We start from the raw sequence: 17,135 nt of genomic DNA, 5'->3' as shown, positions 1-17,135 counted from the left end.
CGTTGCTAAGAACCTATGGGGATTCGCTGGGCATGTGCAAACTATTTTTCCGACGAGTTTCTACGCGTCGTCAGGATCGCCGCCCCCAGGCTCCTGGCCTGCGCAGATGGCCAGCACGTCGGCTCCGTACCGCTGGAGCTTGCGGCCGCCCACGCCGGAGATCATCGAGAGCTCGCCCTCCTCGGCGGGCGTGGCCTCCGCGATCGCCATCAGGGTCTTGTCCGTGAAGACGCAGTAGGGCGGCAGGCCCTGCTGCTTCGACTGGACCGAGCGCCACTCGCGCAGGCGCTCGTACAGACCCTCGTCCATGTCGGACGGACAGTCCTCACAGCGCATCAGTTTGAGCTCGCCGGCATCGGTCAGCGTCCTGCCGCAGACCCGGCACAGCACCGGGCCGCGGGGGCCGCGCTTGCGGGCACCGCGCTCGGCCGGGGCGGCGCCCTTGGCCCCCGGGGCCACAGAGCCCGGCCGCAGGCCGTTCAGGAAGCGGCTGGGGCGTCGGGAGGCCCTGCCGCCCGGAGCGCGGGAGAGCGCCCAGGAGAGGCCCAGGTGCAGCCGCGCCCGGGTGACGCCGACATAGAGCAGCCGGCGCTCCTCCTCGACCTGCTCGTCGGTCTTGGCGTAGGTGATCGGCATCATGCCGTCGGTGAGGCCCACGAGGAACACCGAGTCCCACTCCAGGCCCTTCGCCGCGTGCAGGGAGGCGAGGGTGACGCCCTGGACCGTCGGGGCGTGCTGGGCGGCCTTGCGCTCCTCCAGCTCGACGGTGAGATCGGCCAGGGTGGCGCCGGGACGGGCCCGGGCGAAGTCCTCGGCGAGGCGGACCAGCGCCGCCACGGACTCCCACTGATCGCGCACGGCGCCGGAGCCGGCCGGCGGTTCGCTGGTCCAGCCGATGGAGCTGAGCACGGCCCGGACCTGGGAGCCGAGCTCCACGACATCGTCGAGGAGCGGGTCGTTGCCGCCGGAGCGGGCGGCTCCGCGCAGCGCGAGCAGCGCCTTCTGCACCTCGTTGCGCTCGAAGAAGCGCTCGGCTCCGCGCAGCTGGTACGGGACCCCGGCGTCGGCGAGGGCCTGTTCGTAGACCTCGGACTGGGCGTTGATGCGGTAGAGGACGGCGATCTCGCCCGCCGGGACTCCCGCCGCGATCAGGTCCCGGATGCGGCCCGCGACGCCCTCGGCCTCGGCGGGCTCGTCCGGGTACTCGGCGTAGACCGGGTCGGGGCCGGTCTCGCGCTGGGAGACCAGCTCCAGGCGGTGCTCGGCGGCCCGGCCCTTGGCCTGGTTGAGCAGGCCGTTGGCGAGGTGGACGACCTGGGGGGTGGAGCGGTAGTCGCGGACCAGCTTGACCAGGGTGGCCTGCGGGTACTTGGTGCGGAAGTTCAGCAGGTGGTCGGGGGTGGCGCCGGTGAAGGAGTAGATGGTCTGGCTGGCGTCACCGACCACGCAGAGGCTGTCGCGGTCGCCGAGCCAGAGGTCGAGCAGACGCTGCTGGAGCGGGCTGACGTCCTGGTACTCGTCCACCACGAAGTGCTGGTACTGGGTGCGGATCTGCTCCGCGATGTCGTACCTGTCCTGGAGGATGCCGACGGTGAGGAGCAGCACGTCCTCGAAGTCGATCATGTTGCGGTCGCGCTTGAGCTGCTCGTACGTGCCGTAGATCTGGGCGATCTCGGCCATGTCCCGGGGGGCCTCGCGGCCCGCCTTGAGGGCGGCCGCCGGGTAGTCGGCGGGCACGGTCTGGGTGACCTTGGCCCACTCGATCTCGCCGGTGACATCGCGCAGCTCGTTGCGGTCGAGGCGGATGCGGCAGCGCGCGCCGGCCTCGGCCACGAACTGGATCTTGCGCTCCAGCAGCCGGGGCACCTCTCCGCCGATGGCCTTGGGCCAGAAGTACTGGAGCTGGCGCAGCGCGGCGGAGTGGAAGGTCCGGGCCTGGACCCCGCCCGCGCCCAGGGTGCGCAACCGGCCCCGCATCTCGCCGGCGGCGCGGTTGGTGAAGGTGACGGCCAGCACACTGGCGGGCATCAGCTGCCCGGACCGGACTCCGTAGGCGATCCGGTGGGTGATCGCCCGGGTCTTGCCCGTGCCCGCGCCCGCCAGCACGCACACCGGCCCGCGCAGGGTCGTCGCGACCTCGCGCTGCTCCGGGTCGAGGCCCTGGAGCACCGCATCGGCCGAGTCGGCGCCTGCCGTGAAGGATGAGGTGTGCGTTGCTGATGTCACCCCGCCATGCTGCCAGGTCTCCGGGGTCGGGCGGGAAAGTTGTCCACAGGCCCCCCGGATCCGTCGTACTGGTCGCACTGGTGGTACTGGTCGCACTGGCGCATCAACCGGAGAGGGGCGGCCGTGCGCGGGAATGGCCGGGCGGCCCCGTGCGTTCGAGTACTCGGACCACCGAGCCCCACGAAGGAGAGCGCAGCATGCAGGACACGGGCACCGTCACGATGTACAGCACGACCTGGTGCGGCTACTGCCGTCGGCTGAAGACGCAGCTGGACCGCGAGGGCATCGCGTACAACGAGATCAACATCGAGCTGGACCCGGAGTCCGCCGCGTTCGTGGAGAAGGCGAACGGTGGCAACCAGACCGTTCCCACCGTGCTCGTGAAGTCCGCCGCGGGCAACGAGTCCGTCATGACGAACCCGAGCCTGGCCCGGGTCAAGCAGGCCCTCGCCGTCTGACCGGGACCCGGGCACCGCGTGCCCGCCCGCGCGGACGCACGCCCGCTCACAGCAGAAGGCCCCCGCCGAGGCGGGGGCCTTCTGCTGTGACGAACGTTACGGTGCGCGGGCGCCCCGCGGCCCCCAGGCCTACGGCGTGGGTCGCGGCAGCGGCTTCCCGTACCAGAGCTCGACCAGGCGGGCCGCGATGGAGATCCCCGACGGCGGCAGCACGTCGCCCGCCTCGATAGCCTCGCGCAGGTCCTCGCGGGAGAACCAGCGGGCTTCCTGGATCTCCTCACCGTCGACCGTGATCTCCGAGGTGACGGCGCGGGCGGTGAAGCCCAGCATCAGGCTGTACGGGAAGGGCCAGGGCTGGCTGGCGACGTACTCGACCTCGCCGACCTTGACGCCGGCCTCCTCCCACACCTCGCGGACCACCGACTGCTCGATGGACTCGCCCGGCTCCACGAACCCGGCCAGCGTCGAGAAGCGGCCCTCCGGCCAGTGCACCTGGCGGCCCAGCAGCGCGCGGTCCTGCTCGTCGGTGACCAGCATGATCACGGCCGGGTCGGTGCGCGGGTAGTGCTCGGCGCCGCAGCCGGGGCAGCGCCGGATGTGGCCGGCGGCCGCGACGACGGTGCGCTCGCCGCAGCGGGAGCAGAAGCGGTGCATGCGCTGCCAGTTCTCCAGCGCCACCGCGTGCACCATCAGGCCGGCGTCGCGCTGGTTCAGCAGCAGCCCGGCCTCGCGCAGGCCGGCCGCGCGGGCCGACTGGTCCATGCGGCCCGGCAGGGAGTCCTTCTGCAGCGCGAAGTACCGTACGCCGTCCTCGTCCGTGCCCAGGAAGTAGCGGTGGGTCTCGGTGACCGGGGCCTCGAAGGCCGGGGTCATCACGATGCCGGTGCCGCCGTCGGGGGTGTCGTCGATCAGGACCTGACCGCCGGAGACCACGAAGACGCGGGTCGTCGGGTGGCTCCAGGCGGCCGCCAGCCAGGCCTCGTCGAGGCGGTGGTGCGCGGCGCGGTCGATTCCGCTGGGCGCGGCGAGCGAGATCGTGCGCTCGGGCTCGGTATGGGTGCTCACAGGTACTTCCAACTCCCCCGGTGGTGGGACAGACGGGCTCACGTAGGACGGTGGGCGGACGGGTGCGTCAGGCGGGCTTCCAGTGGGCGGCGAGGTCGCCCCAGAGGTAGGCCGTCGTCTCGACGCCCTTCAGGAGGAGGTCCAGCTCGACCTTCTCGTTCGGCGAGTGCCAGCCGTCCGAGGGGACGGAGATGCCGAGGAAGAGGACGGGTGCGTCGAGCACGTCCTGGAGGTCGGCCGCGGGCCCCGAGCCGCCCTCGCGGGTGAACCGGATCTTCTCGCCGAAGGCCCGGCCCATGGCCCGTACGACGGACTGCAGGGCCGGGTGGTCCAGTGGGGTCAGGCACGGCCGGGTGGGGGCGCCGAAGACGATGGAATGCCGGATTCCGGCCGGGATCCGCTCGGCGACCCAGTCCTTGACCGCGGCCTCCAGCTCGTACGGGTCCTGCCCCGAGACCAGGCGGAACGACAGCTTCAGGTGCGCGGAGGCCGGCACGATCGTCTTGCCGCCCGGGCCCTGGTAGCCGCCGCCGATGCCGTTGACCTCGGCGGTCGGGCGGGCCCAGACGCGCTCCAGGGTGGAGTAGCCCCGCTCGCCCGAGGCCGCGTGGGACTTGGCCGTACGGAGCCACTCGGCCTCGTCGAAGGGCAGCTCGGCGATCAGCGCGCGTTCGGCGTCGGTGAGCTCGGCGATGTTGTCGTAGAAGCCGGGGATCGTGACCCGCTCGTCCGCGTCGTGCAGGGCCGCGACGAGGCGGGCGGCGGCGGTGGCCGGGTTGGGCACGGCCCCGCCGAAGGCGCCGGAGTGGATGTCCTGGTCCGGCCCGTACAGGTCGATCTCGCAGTCGGCGACCCCGCGCATGCCGGTGCAGACGGTGGGGGTGGTCTCGGACCACATGCCGGTGTCGGAGACGATCACGACATCGGCGGCGAGGCGGCCGGCCTCCCGCTCGACGAGGGCGCGGAAGTTCGGGGAGCCCGACTCCTCCTCGCCCTCGATGAGGAGCTTGAGGCCGACGGCCGGGGCGTCGGCGCCGGTGGCGGCGAGGTGGGCCCGTATGCCGAGGGTGTGGAAGAAGACCTGGCCCTTGTCGTCGGCCGCGCCGCGCGCGTACATCCGGCCGTCCTTGATCACCGGCTCGAACGGGTCGGTGTGCCAGCCGTCGGCGAGGGCGGCGGGCTGCACGTCGTGGTGCCCGTAGACGAGGACGGTGGGGGCGGCCGGGTCGGCGCTCGGCCACTCGGCGAAGACGGCCGGGGCGCCTGCCGTCTCCAGGACCTCGACGACCGGGAAGCCGGTCGTCTTGAGCTGCGCGGCGAGCCATTCGGCGCTGCGGCGTACGTCGCCCGCGTGCTCGGGCTGGGCCGAGACGGAGGGGATGCGCAGCCAGTCGGCGAGCTCGTCGAGGAAGGCCGCGCGGTGGGTGTCGATGTACGTGCGGACGACGCTGTCCGCCGAGGTGTCGCTCATGGCCACGAGCCTAGCTGTCCGCCTGGTGGGCACTTTCCGTGTCCGTTTTGCCTTGGAGGATCTGCTCAAGGCGGGCCCGGTCGGGGAGGTTGCGGGGGCGGATCACGCGGCCGCTGCGGACGTGCAGGAAGGAGGCGGTGACCCGGGCGAGGGGGGTCTTGGTGGCTTCGGCCCAGGCCAGCCGGTACACGGCGAGCTGGAGGGGGTCCGCCTCGGTGGTGCGGCCGGTCTTCCAGTCGACGATCTCGTAGTCGTACGGGCCTTCGTGGTGGCGGTACACCGCGTCGATCCGGCCGCGGACGACCCGGCCGGCGAGCGTCAGCTGGACCGGGGCCTCCATGCGGTACGGGGTGCGGTCGGCGTACTCGCTGCGCTCGAAGGCGGCCTTGAGGGAGTCGAGGTCGGCCTCGTCGGCGATGTCCTGGTCGGAACCGGGGAGATCGGTGGCGGGGTCGAGGACGTCGAGGAGGGGGAGCGGGAGTTCGTCGAAGCGGGACTCGACCCAGGCGTGGAAGCGGGTGCCCTGGCGGGCGGCCGGCTGCGGGGGGCGGGGCATGGGGCGGGCGAGGTCGCGGACGAAGCCCTGCTCGTCGGAGGCGAGGCGCAGCAGCTGACTGGCGGACAGGGCCGAGGGCAGCACGACGTCGCGCACGGCGGCGCGGGCGCGGCGGAGCTCGCCTTCGAGGGCGTCGAGGTCACGGTCCCAAGAGGCGATGGCGCGGGCCTCTTCGGGGGTCAGGGCCCCTTGGCCACCGCCGGTGAACCGAGCCCGCGCGGCATCGCCGACCCGGCCGCCCCGCGCCCCGGGACCCGGGCCGGCAGCCCACCCCTCGGCCTCCGGCCACAGGTCGGGGTCGGCGGCGGGAGGCACCGCCCCGGCGGGGGCTGCGCCAGCCGCAGGCCCCGGGCGGGCAGCAGCCCACCCCTCGGCCTCCGGCCACAGGTCGGGGTCGGCGGGGGTGGGCCGGGGCGGGGTCGCCGGCGCGGCCTCGGGCTGCGGCCAGGGCTCGGAGTCTCCCGCCAGGGGCGCGGTCTCGGGGGCGGGCGGGGTCCAGGGGTTCTCGTCCGGCGCGGGGGCGGCAGGGGTGGGGGTGCCTGGGCGGAGGGGCCGGGGGCCCGGCACGGGGGCGGGCCACTCTTCGGGGTCCGGCCAGGGTTCCGCGTCGTAGGACGGGTCCTCGCAGTCCGGGGGCCAGAGGTACGGGTCCTCCGCGGGCGGCGGGGTCGCCAGGTGGGACTCCACCAGGGCCGCCGCGCGGCGGCGCAGGCGCAGGGAGGCCGGGTCCAGGGGCAGGGGCCAGGACTGGTCCGGAGTCGTGGCGTCGGACAGGGCCGGGTTCTCGGCGTCGGGCTCCGGCTCCGGTGCCCAGGCCTCGATCTCGCCGTACCCCGCCTCGCAGTGGGACCGGAGGGCCTCCAGGAACGCCGAGGGGCCGCGCGGCTTCTTCTGCGTCGGGCCCCACCAGTGGCCGGAGGCCAGCAGCAGGGAGCGCGGCCGGGTGAAGGTCACGTAGCCGAGGCGGAGTTCTTCGACGGCCTTGTGCTCCTTGAGGGCGGCCTTGAAGGACCTGAGCCCCGCCGAGGTCCACGCCGGGTCCCCCGGCAGGGTGGGGGCGTCGCCGCGCAGCGCGTACGGCAGCACCTTCGCGTACGAGGTCCAGGCCTCCGGGGGCTTCTCCTTCGGGAACGCGCCCGCGCACAGGTCGGGGACCACCACCACGTCCCACTCCAGGCCCTTGGACTTGTGGGCGGTGAGCACCTTGACGGTGTTCTCCCCGCCGGGCAGCGCGTGGTCCAGGCCCTTCTCGTACTGGGCGGCCGTCCGCAGGAAGGCCAGGAACGCCAGCAGCGAGGCCTCCCCGTCCAGGGCGGCGAACCCGGCCGCGACGTCCATGAAATTCGACAGCGTCTCGCGGCGGCGCGCGGCGAGGGCGTGCGGGGACGCCGACAGCTCCACGTCGAGGCCGGTCGCCGCCAGCACCCGGTGCAGTACGTCCATCAGCGGGTCCGCGAGGGAACGCCGCAGGTCGCGCAGCTCCTGGGCGAGGTGCGCGAAGCGGACGCGGGCGTCGGCCGAGAAGGGGAGGTCGTCGGCGGAGGAGGCCCCGGAGCCGTCCAGGAAGGTCTCCAGTGCGTCGGCCAGCGAGATCACCTCGGCCGGGTCGACGCCCTCGACGGCCGCCGCGAGCCGCTCGTCGGGGTCGTCGGTGCCGGCGGGGGCCCGGCCCACGAGCTGCCGCGCCCGCCGCCCCAGCAGCGCCAGGTCGCGGGCGCCGATCCGCCAGCGCGGGCCGATCAGCAGCCGGACGAGGGCGGCATTGGCCCCCGGATCCTGGAGCACCTCGCACACCGAGACCAGGTCGGCGACCTCCGGGAGGTGCAGCAGGCCCGACAGGCCGACCACCTCCACGGGGACGTCGCGGGCTACCAGCACGGCCTGGATCTGCGCGAAGTCCCCGGCGGACCGGCACAGCACCGCGATCTCGCCCGGCTCCGTCCCCGTCCGGACCAGGTGCGCGACCGAGTCCCCGAGCCACTCCAGCTCCTCGGCGTGGGTGGGCAGCAGTGCGCAGCGGACCGAACCGTCCCGCTCGGCACCCGGGGCCGGGCGCAGTGCCTCGACCCCCTCGTGCATGGAGCGCAGCGGCGCGGCGAGGCCGTTGGCCAGGTCCAGGAGGCGGCCGCCGCTGCGCCGGTTCTCGCTGAGCGAGTAGCGGGTGGCGGGGCGGCCGTCGGCGTGCGGGAAGTGCTCGGGGAAGTCGTCGAGGTTGGCCACGGAGGCGCCGCGCCAGCCGTAGATCGCCTGGCAGGGGTCGCCCACGGCGGTCACCGCGTGGCCCGCGCCGCCGCCGAACAGCCCGGACAGCAGCAGGCGCTGCGCGACGGAGGTGTCCTGGTACTCGTCGAGGAGGACGACCTTGAACTCCTCGCGCAGCAGCGCGCCCACCTCGGGCCGGGTGGTGGCGAGCTGCGCGGACAGGGCTATCTGGTCGCTGAAGTCGATCAGGTCGCGGGAGCGTTTGGCGGTGCGGTAGCGGGCGACGAGCTCCAGCAGTTCGAGGCGCCCGCGCACGGCCTCGGGGACCTTGCGCAGGTCGTCGTTGGTGAGCTTGGTCTGCGCGAGGACGCCGAGCAGTTCGGTGTCGTACGCACGGAGTCGTTCGGGGGTCGCCAGGTGCTCGGAAAGCTCCGCGTCGAGCGCGAGCAGGTCGCTGACCAGGTCGGGGATGGACTTCGTCAGCGACGGGTACGGGCCGGGGGCCTCCCGGAGCACGCGGGCGGCGAGCTGGAAGCGGGTGGCGTCCGCGAGGAGCCGGGCGCTGGGCTCCAGGCCGATGCGCAGGCCGTGGTCCTTGAGGAGCTGGCCCGCGAAGGCGTGGTACGTGGAGATGCGCGGCTCGCCGCCGGCCGCGTCGGCCTCGGCCGGGGAAGGGTCCGGGTCGCTGATGCCGGCCCGGGCGAGGGCCTTGCGCACGCGCTCGGCGAGCTCACCGGCGGCCTTGTTGGTGAAGGTCAGCCCGAGGACCTGTTCCGGTGCGACGGCGCCGGTGCCGACCAGCCAGACCACGCGGGCGGCCATGACGGTGGTCTTGCCGGAGCCGGCGCCCGCGACGATGACCTGCGGGGCGGGCGGGGCGGTGACGCAGGCCATCTGTTCGGGCGTGAAGGGGATCCCGAGGAGCTCCTTGAGCTGCTCGGGATCGCTGATCACGGCCGGTACGGGCGGGTGCGCGGACACCTGAAAAGGCTAGCCTCCCGCACTGACACCCCCGACCGTCCCGGTCGCGGGGGAGGGCGGCCCGCGGGGTCACTCGACGGTCTGGCGGCCCTCCGGGCGGCCGCTGCAGGCGCTGCGGAAGGAGCAGCGTTTGCAGTGCTCGCCGACGGCGGGCGCGAACCGCTCGTCCAGCACCCGCCCGGCGGCGCCGGCCAGCAGGTCGCCCACCCACGCGCCGTCGAGCGGCTGCTGTGCCTGGACCTTGGGGACCACGTCGCCGCCGTCCTTCTTGGGCGCGCCCTGGCGCAGCTGCACGAGCTCGGCGCCGCCGGACTCGGGGCGCAGCCCGTCGAAGACCTCGTCGACCGCGCCCTCCCGTACGGCGAGCTGGTAGACGGCGAGCTGGGGGTGGCGTGCGACCTCGTCCTTCGTGGGCACGGCCTTGCCGGTCTTGAAGTCGACGACGTACGCGCGCCCCTGCGGGTCCGTTTCGACCCGGTCCATGGAACCCCGGATGCGGACGGCGAACTCGCCCGCTTCGAGGGTGACGTCGAAGTCGTGCTCGGTGGCGACGGCCGCTCTGCCGCCGCGGTCGGTGGTGTGCCAGCGCAGGAAGCGTTCCAGGGCGGCGCGGGCGTTCTCCTTCTCCTGGCGGGACTTCCAGGGGGCGTCGAAGGCGAGGGCGTCCCAGACCGAGTCGAGGCGTTCCATCAGGACGGCGAGGTCGGCGGGGGTGCGGCCGGAGGCGACCTCGTCGGCGAGGACGTGGACGACGTTGCCGAAGCCCTGGGCGGCGGTGGAGGGGGCGTCGGCCTTGACCTCGCGGCCCAGGAACCACTGGAGGGAGCAGGTGTTGGCGAGCTGGTCCAGGGCGGATCCGGACAGGGCCACGGGCCGGTCCCGGTCGCGCAGCGGGACGCTGCTGCGGGTGGGTTCGTACAGGCCCCACCAGCGCTGCGGGTGCGCGGCGGGGACCAGGGGGCGGTCCTCGTCGTCGGTGAGCGCGGCGAGGCGGGCGAGCCGGCGGGCGGCGGCGTCCCGCAGGGCCTCGGAGGCCTCGGGGTCGACGGTGGTGGCCCGGAGCTCGGCGACCAGCGCCGGGACGGCGAGGGGGCGGCGGGGGCGGCCGGTGACGTCCTTGGGGGTGACGCCGAGCTCGGTGAGGAAGCGGGAGGGCTGGTCCCCGTCCTCGGCGGGGGCCTTGACGGCGGTGACGACGAGTCGGTGGCGGGCGCGGGTGGCGGCCACGTAGAACAGCCGGCGCTCCTCGGCCAGCAGGGCACCGGGGGTGAGGGGTTCGGCGAGGCCGTCGCGGCCGATGCGGTCGGCCTCCAGGAGGGAGCCGCGCCGCCGGAGGTCGGGCCAGAGCCCCTCCTGTACGCCGGCGACGACGACCAGGCCCCACTCCAGGCCCTTGGAGCGGTGGGCGGTCATGAGCCGGACGGCGTCCTGGCGGACCGCGCGGGTGGTGAGGGTGTCGGCGGCGATGTCCTCGGCTTCGAGCTGTTCGAGGAAGTTGAGGGCGCCGCGCCCGCCGGTACGTTCCTCCGCGCGGGCGGCGGTGTCGAAGAGGGCGCAGACCGCGTCGAGGTCGCGGTCGGCGTTGCGGCCGCCGGCTCCGCCGCGCCGGGCGGCCCGCTCCAGGCGCTGCGGCCAGGGGGTGCCGTCCCACAGGGTCCACAGGGCCTCTTCGGCGGTGCCGCCGCCCTGGAGGAGCTCGCGGGCCTTGCGCAGGAGCAGGCCGAGGCGCTGCGCTCCGCGGGCGTGGGCGGGGTCGTGGGCGACGAGCCGCTCTGGCTCGGCGAGGGCGCGGGCCAGCAGTACGTCGGAGGGCGCGGGCACCTTGACGCCGGCGGCGCGCTCCTCGTCGCGCAGGGCCCGGCCGAGGCGGCGCAGGTCGGCGGCGTCCATCCCGCCGAGCGGTGAGCCGAGCAGGGCGATGGCGGCCTCGACCCCGACCCACCCGTGGTCCGCGCCCCCGGCCCCGGCCTCGACGGAACCCGGGGCGTCCGGGGCGGCGTCCGCGTCCGGGCCCCCGTCCGGGGCCGGGGCGTCCGGAGCCGGGGCGGATCCGGGCTCGGCGGAACCCGGGGCGTCGGGGTCCGGGGCCGGGGCGTCGGGGGCCGGGCCGGTGGCAGGGGCCTCGTCCGATACCGGGGCCTCTGCCGGATCCGGTGCCGGCAGGGTCGTGGCCGCGGTGGCGGTGACGCGGAGGGCCGTGAGGAGGGGGGCCACGGCCGGTTCGTGGCGCAGGGGGGTGTCGCTGCCGTCCGTCTCGGCCGGGACTCCCGCCGAGATCAGGGCGCGGCGCATCGCCGGGAGGGTGCGGCCGCCCGAGCGGACCAGGACGGCCATGTCCTGCCAGGGCACGCCGTCCTCCAGGTGGGCCCGGCGCAGGATGTCCGCGATGTTGTCCAGCTCCGCGCCCGCGGTGGGGTACGTGTACACCTCCACGCGGCCGCCCTCCCGCGTGGGGCGCAGGTCCCGGTGGGCCCGTACCGCCGCCGCGGGCAGCCTCGGGACCGGCATCCGCGCGGTGAGGAGCCGGGTGGCCGCCAGCAGCGCCGAGGACGAGCGGCGGCCGACCGTCAGGGCACGTACCGCAGCGCCCGGGAAGGAACTCTCGAAGTCCAGGACGTTGTTGATGTCGGCGCCCCGGAAGGCGTAGATCGACTGGTCCGGGTCGCCGAAGGCGACCAGCGTGCCGCCCGGCCCGGACAGCGCGCGCAGCAGCCGCAGCTGGGAGGCGTCGGTGTCCTGGTACTCGTCCACGAGGATCACGTCGTAGGACGAGGCGAGCGACGGGGTGCGTTCGGCGAGCAGGACGGCCCGGTGGAGCAGTTCGGCGTAGTCCAGCGTGCCCTGCATGTCGAGGACGTCGAGGTACTCGGAGAGGAAGGCCGCGGCGGCCTTCCAGTCCGGGCGGCCGATGCGCCCGGCGAACTCGGACAGGGCCGTGGGCCCCAGGCCCAGTTCCCGGGCGCGGGCCAGGACGGCGCGGACCTCGTCCGCGAAGCCGCGCGTGGTGAGCGCCGCCCGCAGGTCGTCGGGCCAGCGGATGGAGCGGATCCGGCGCTGGCCCTCCAGCAGGGTCCGGACCATGACGTCCTGTTCCGGTCCGGACAGCAGCCGCAGCGGGTCCGCGAACAGGTCGGTGTCCTGGTGGGCGCGGACCAGGCCGTAGCAGAAGGAGTGGAAGGTGGTGGCCTGCGGGGCGCGTGCGCCGCCCAGCCGCAGGGCGGCCCGGTCGCGCAGTTCCACGGCGGCCTTGCGGCTGAAGGTGAGGATCAGGATGCGGGCGGGGTCGATCCCGGCCTCGACCCGGGCGGCGGCCGCCTCGATCAGGGTCGTGGTCTTGCCGGTGCCCGGCCCGGCCAGTACCAGCAGCGGTCCGGCGGTGTGATCAACCACCGCCCGCTGCGCTGCGTCCAAGACGGGGGGAGCCACCCGTTCCGGCCCGGTGCGCACCAGGCGGTACGCGTCAGGAGTCCGCGTACGCCGCTCTGAGCGGCCGGAGGGAGAGGTGATCACGTGGGGTGCCGGTCCTGGTGGGTCTGCGGTTGCTGCGACGACTGCTGTTGCTCCGGAGGCGGGGCCGACCGCGGTGGCGGCGGTGGCCGAAGAGGCAACGCTACGCCAAACGCGCCGACCGCCGCAGTCCCCCCGGGCGGCTGCGGGCGTCGCCTCGGGGACCCCTCGTGTCGTCCTCCGTACGGGCCTTCGACCTCCCGCCGGGGCTCCGCATGGCGGAAGCTGTCAGATGTGACCCTCGTCGCCTCCGTCCCGTCCTTCCCGCCCGTCCCAGCGTGCCCGCCGCATCGCCAGCCGGAGCTCGCCGTCGGCGGTCTCCCGCAGCGGCGTGGCCTCGGCGCGGTAGTGCTCCAGGGCCCGGTGCTCGCTGCCGGGCAGGGGTCGGCCGTCCGCGCGCACCACGCGCCACCAGGGCACGGCTCCCCCGTACAGGGCCATGACGCGCCCGACTTGGCGCGGTCCGCCCTCGCCGAGCCACTCCGCGACATCGCCGTACGTCATCACCCGGCCGGGCGGAATCCGCTCGGCCGCCTCCAGCACCCGCTCCGCGTACGCGGGAAGCTCTTCGCTCATTCGGGACATGGTGCCGCACCTCACCGACACCACGACGGAAGGTTTCCTTCCGCACCGGCGCGCACCCTGCTGCCCCGCTTGCCCGCCGGTCCGTGCCACCATCTTCCGGGCGGTGACTGGTGATACGTGATCAAGAAGAGACGGAAGTGACGGCGAAGGAGCAGGGTGTGAGCCCTCCGGACGGCGCGACGGCCGACGACGGCCCGCACCCGGACGCGCCCCGCGGCAAGCCGGGCGCGGACCGGGGCGCAGCCACGCCCGAGGGCACGGGAACGGGCTCCGGAAAGGGCGCGGGTCCGGCGAACGGCTCGGACACGGCGCAGGGCACGGGCACGGGCAAGGACACGGACACGGCAAAGGGCGCGGGCAAGGGTCCCGACGGCAGCCGCCACCACGGCCTCGACCCCGACCACCACCGCGCGGACGGCTTCGACAGCCCGGAGGCCCCGCACGGCCACACCCCCACCGCGGCCGACCAGGTCGAGGTCGACGAGCCGCTCCTCGCGGCCCGCGTGCACCGCCCGTCGGACCTCGTGCGCCTGCTCGTCGGCATCCTCGGCATCGCCGTCGTCCTCGGCATCGCCGCCTTCGCCCACGGCACCACCGCGGGCCTGGCCGCCGACATCAGCAACGGCACCGGCCAGGCCCCCGACGTACTGATCAAGGTCGCGGGCCTGGTGTCGAGCATCGCGGTGCTCCTCGTACCCGTCGCCTTCGCCATCGAGCGGCTGATCAAACGCGACGGGCTGCGCATCGCCGACGGCGTGCTCGCCGCGGTCCTCGCGCACGGCGTCACCCTCGCCACCGACCTGTGGGTCTCCCAGGCCGCCCCCGACACCATCCAGGCCGCGCTCACCCTGCCCACCGGTGTGGACGGCGGCCTCACCGACCCGGTGCACGGCTACCTCGCGCCCGTCATCGCGTACATGACCGCCGTCGGGATGACGCGCAGGCCGCGCTGGCGGGTCGCGCTGTGGGTGGTGCTGCTGCTCGACGCGTTCGCGATGCTGGTCGGCAGGTACACCACGCCCTTCTCGATCATCCTGACCGTGCTCATCGGCTGGACCGTCGCCTACGGGACCCTGTACGCGGTCGGCTCGCCGAACGTCCGGCCCACCGGGCAGACCCTCCTCGCCGGTCTGCGCCGGGTCGGCTTCAAGCCGGTCAGCGCGATGCGCGCCGAGCACGCCGGCGGGGGCGAGGCCACCGAGGTCAGCGACCGGGGCCGCCGCTACCACGTGAGCCTGGAGGAGGGCCCGCCCCTCGACGTCACGGTCGTCGACCGCGAACAGCAGGCGCAGGGCTTCTTCTACCGGGTCTGGCGCCGGCTCACGCTGCGCGGGATCACGACCCGGCGCAGCCTCCAGTCCCTGCGCCAGGCGCTGGAGCAGGAGGCGCTCCTCGCGTACGCGGCCATCGCGGCCGGGGCGAACGCGCCGAAGCTGATCGCCACCTCCGAGCTCGGCCCGGACGCCGTGATGCTCGTGTACGAGCACCTGGGCGGCCGCAGCCTGGACGCGCTGGCCGACGAGGAGATCACCGACGAGCTGAGCCGCAACGCGTGGGAGCAGGTACGGGCCCTCCAGTCGCGGCGCATCGCGCACCGGCGGCTCACCGGGGACGCCCTGGTGGTGGATCGTTCCGGCAAGGTCATCCTCACGGACCTGCGCGGCGGTGAGATCGCGGCCGGTGATCTGGTGCTCCGGATGGACATCGCGCAGCTGCTGACCACCCTCGGCCTGCGGGTCGGCGCGGAGCGGTCGGTGGCCTCGGCGGTGTCGGTGCTCGGCCCCGACGCGGTGGCGGACTGCCTGCCGCTGCTCCAGCCGATCGCGCTGAGCCGGTCCACCCGGGCGACGCTGCGCAGGCTTGCCCGGGAGCGGGCCGACCGGCAGCGGGAGGCCGTACTGGAGTCCTCGCGGGCCGCGAAGGCGGCGCGCGAGGCGGACGCCTCGGCCCCGGCGGGGGCTTCGGCCGCCGACCGCAAGGCCGAGAAGCGGGCGCTGGACGACGCGCTCGACGGGGCCCGCGAGGAGGATCTGCTGAGCCAGATCCGCCAGCAGGTGCTGCTGCTGCGCCCGCAGGCGCCGGTGGAGCCCGCCCGGCTGGAGCGGATCCGGCCGCGCACGCTGGTGTCGTTCATCGCGGGCGCGTTCGCCGCGTACTACCTGCTCACGTCCGTCACCGACGTGGACTTCGTGAAGGTCGTCGGCGAGGCCCAGTGGGGCTGGGTGGGGGCGGCGCTGGCCTTCTCCGCGCTGAGCTACGTCGCGGCGGCGATGAGTCTGCTGGGCTTCGTCCCGGAGCGGGTCTCCTTCCTCCGGACGGTGGTGGCGCAGGTCGCCGGGTCCTTCGTGAAGCTGGTCGCGCCGGCGGCGGTCGGCGGAGTCGCCCTGAACACCCGGTTCCTCCAGCGGTCGGGGATCCGGCCGGGGCTCGCGGTGGCCAGCGTGGGCGCCTCGCAGCTGTTCGGGCTGGCGAGCCACATCCTGCTGCTGCTGTCCTTCGGCTATCTGACCGGGACCGAGAAGACCCCGGAGATGACCCCGTCCCGGACGGTCATCGCGGGTCTGCTGACGGCGGCGGTACTGGTCCTGGTGGTGACGGCGGTCCCGTTCATGCGGAAGTTCGTGGCCACGCGGGTACGGGCGCTGTTCGCGGGCGTCGTGCCGCGCATGCTGGACGTGCTCCAGCGGCCGCAGAAGCTGCTGACGGGCATCGGCGGGATGCTGCTGCTGACCGGCTGCTTCGTGATGTGCCTCGACGCCTCGATCCGGGCGTTCGGGGGCGGGCAGGCCATCAGCTACGCGAGCATCGCGGTGGTCTTCCTGGCGGGCAACGCCCTCGGGTCGGCGGCGCCGACTCCGGGCGGCATCGGCGCGGTGGAGACCACGCTGACGCTGGGGCTGATCGCGGCCGGCCTGGAGCGGGAGGTGGCGGTCTCGGCGGTGCTGCTGTTCCGGCTGATGACGTTCTGGCTGCCGGTGCTGCCGGGGTGGATCTCGTTCAACTTCCTCACCCGCAAGGAAGCCATCTAGGCCGCCCTCCCGGCCCGCCGGCCCGGCCCGCCCTCCCGGCCTCGGGTCAGAACACCAGCGGGAGTGCGGTCAGCAGGACCAGGGAGGCGGCCACTTCGACCGCGCCGACCACCGGGACCCGGAGCCCGCGGCCCGGGAGGGCGGCGGCGCGGGCCAGGTAGGCCGCGAAGGGGACCGCGAGCCAGGGCGACAGCAGCGCGGCGAGCACCAGGGCCGCCGCGTGGTAGGCGACCGACGCGCGGTGGTACGTACGGGAACGCCGCTCCCGGATCATCGTCTTGACGTACGGCACCGTGCCCGCGAAGTACAGCAGGCAGGCCAGCGCCGGCGCCCACGCCAGCCCCGCGCCGCCCAGCCGCCCGGCCACCAGCAGCATCCCGCACGCCGGTACCACCGCCGCCAGGCCGTTGGGCAGCGCCCGTTCCCGGCCCTGCCACGCGTACCAGGTGTTCACCGCCAGGAAGGGCCCGCACGCCGCGGCCGCGAGCAGCAGCCAGGGGTGCAGGACCGCCGCCGGGACCGCGAGGGCCAGGAACACCGCCCCGAGGACCAGCGCAGGGCGGACGTGCCGGGCCGCCGCCCCCGGCCGGCGCGAGACGCGCCGGAGCCGGAGCCACTGCTGGCCGTGGAAGACCGCGGCGTACCCCGTCAGCCACGCCGCGAAGAGCAGTGCGTGCGCCCACCCGGGCCGCGGGCCGAGGAGGGTTCCCGCGAGGAACGGCACCGCGAGCATCGCCCACGCGCCGTGCTGGTCCGGCAGCCACCGGCCTTTCGCCACCGCTCTCCCCCTTTTCCGGACCTTTTCCGGACCTTGTTCGGAGCCCATGCGGAGCCCATTCGGAGCCCTTGCGGACCCCGTTCGCAATTCCGTCGCGCAATGCGCCGCGCGCCCGCAGAAGTTGGGCCTCCTCCAGCCTGCATCCAGTCGGCCCACGAAAGAGCGGAAGGAGGTCACGTACGTACGGGACCTTTGTCACCGTGTTCGCCATTGCGCCGGGCGTAGCGTCGTTTACGGGTCCTCTCGTCCGGACCGTCACACCACCCTTTCCGGCCTG

At 74.4% G+C, this 17,135-nt stretch carries 9 protein-coding genes; 2 read left to right on the top strand and 7 right to left on the bottom strand.

Going from position 1 to position 17,135, the window contains the following annotated elements:
- Positions 1-60 precede the first annotated feature (60 nt).
- Positions 61-2,226, bottom strand: a complete 2,166-nt coding sequence (locus ACZ4TG_RS26985) for an ATP-dependent DNA helicase UvrD2 (RefSeq protein WP_468167208.1) — start codon at positions 2,224-2,226, stop codon at positions 61-63.
- A 197-nt stretch (positions 2,227-2,423) separates the two neighbouring features.
- On the opposite strand from ACZ4TG_RS26985, the gene ACZ4TG_RS26980 reads away from it, so the two are divergent.
- Positions 2,424-2,684 carry a mycoredoxin gene (locus ACZ4TG_RS26980; RefSeq protein ID WP_468167206.1) on the top strand — a complete coding sequence of 87 codons (261 nt, stop codon included), beginning with the start codon at positions 2,424-2,426 and terminating at the stop codon, positions 2,682-2,684.
- A gap of 129 nt (positions 2,685-2,813) precedes the next feature.
- Here the strand turns inward: ACZ4TG_RS26980 and nudC are convergent, their stop codons facing one another.
- From nudC to ACZ4TG_RS26955, 5 genes are all read right to left on the bottom strand, one after another.
- Positions 2,814-3,761, bottom strand: a complete 948-nt coding sequence (nudC, locus tag ACZ4TG_RS26975) for an NAD(+) diphosphatase (RefSeq protein WP_468167204.1) — start codon at positions 3,759-3,761, stop codon at positions 2,814-2,816.
- A gap of 55 nt (positions 3,762-3,816) precedes the next feature.
- The gene (locus ACZ4TG_RS26970; protein ID WP_468167202.1) at positions 3,817-5,220 is read right to left on the bottom strand and encodes a dipeptidase; all 1,404 of its coding nucleotides are present in this window, start codon (positions 5,218-5,220) and stop codon (positions 3,817-3,819) included.
- A 10-nt stretch (positions 5,221-5,230) separates the two neighbouring features.
- The gene (locus tag ACZ4TG_RS26965; RefSeq protein ID WP_468167200.1) at positions 5,231-8,959 is read right to left on the bottom strand and encodes a UvrD-helicase domain-containing protein; all 3,729 of its coding nucleotides are present in this window, start codon (positions 8,957-8,959) and stop codon (positions 5,231-5,233) included.
- 69 nt (positions 8,960-9,028) lie between these two features.
- Complete coding sequence (locus tag ACZ4TG_RS26960) at positions 9,029-12,469, bottom strand: ATP-dependent helicase (RefSeq protein ID WP_468167198.1); 3,441 nt, start codon at positions 12,467-12,469, stop codon at positions 9,029-9,031.
- Between the two features lie 225 nt (positions 12,470-12,694).
- Positions 12,695-13,042: an MGMT family protein gene (locus ACZ4TG_RS26955; RefSeq protein ID WP_468167196.1), complete on the bottom strand. Its 348-nt coding sequence runs from the start codon at positions 13,040-13,042 to the stop codon at positions 12,695-12,697.
- A gap of 119 nt (positions 13,043-13,161) precedes the next feature.
- Between ACZ4TG_RS26955 and ACZ4TG_RS26950 the strand changes: the two genes are divergently transcribed.
- A complete protein-coding gene (locus tag ACZ4TG_RS26950) occupies positions 13,162-16,080 on the top strand; it encodes a lysylphosphatidylglycerol synthase transmembrane domain-containing protein (protein WP_468167194.1) in 2,919 nt (972 codons plus the stop codon).
- A gap of 46 nt (positions 16,081-16,126) precedes the next feature.
- Here ACZ4TG_RS26950 and ACZ4TG_RS26945 read toward each other — a convergent pair whose 3' ends face one another.
- Complete coding sequence (locus tag ACZ4TG_RS26945; protein ID WP_468167192.1) at positions 16,127-16,858, bottom strand: YwiC-like family protein; 732 nt, start codon at positions 16,856-16,858, stop codon at positions 16,127-16,129.
- Positions 16,859-17,135: the final 277 nt, after the last annotated feature.

The organism is Streptomyces sp. NPDC028314 (assembly GCF_055565795.1).
Note: the sequence above shows the minus strand (reverse complement) of the source record. Positions and strands in the feature narration are given on the sequence as shown.

Coding starts and splice junctions, on each gene's coding strand:
- ACZ4TG_RS26955 (WP_468167196.1), bottom strand. CDS start 13,042: ATGAGCGAAGAGCTTCCCGCGTACGCGGAGCGGGTGCTGGAGGCGGCC.
- ACZ4TG_RS26980 (WP_468167206.1), top strand. CDS start 2,424: ATGCAGGACACGGGCACCGTCACGATGTACAGCACGACCTGGTGCGGC.
- ACZ4TG_RS26970 (WP_468167202.1), bottom strand. CDS start 5,220: ATGAGCGACACCTCGGCGGACAGCGTCGTCCGCACGTACATCGACACC.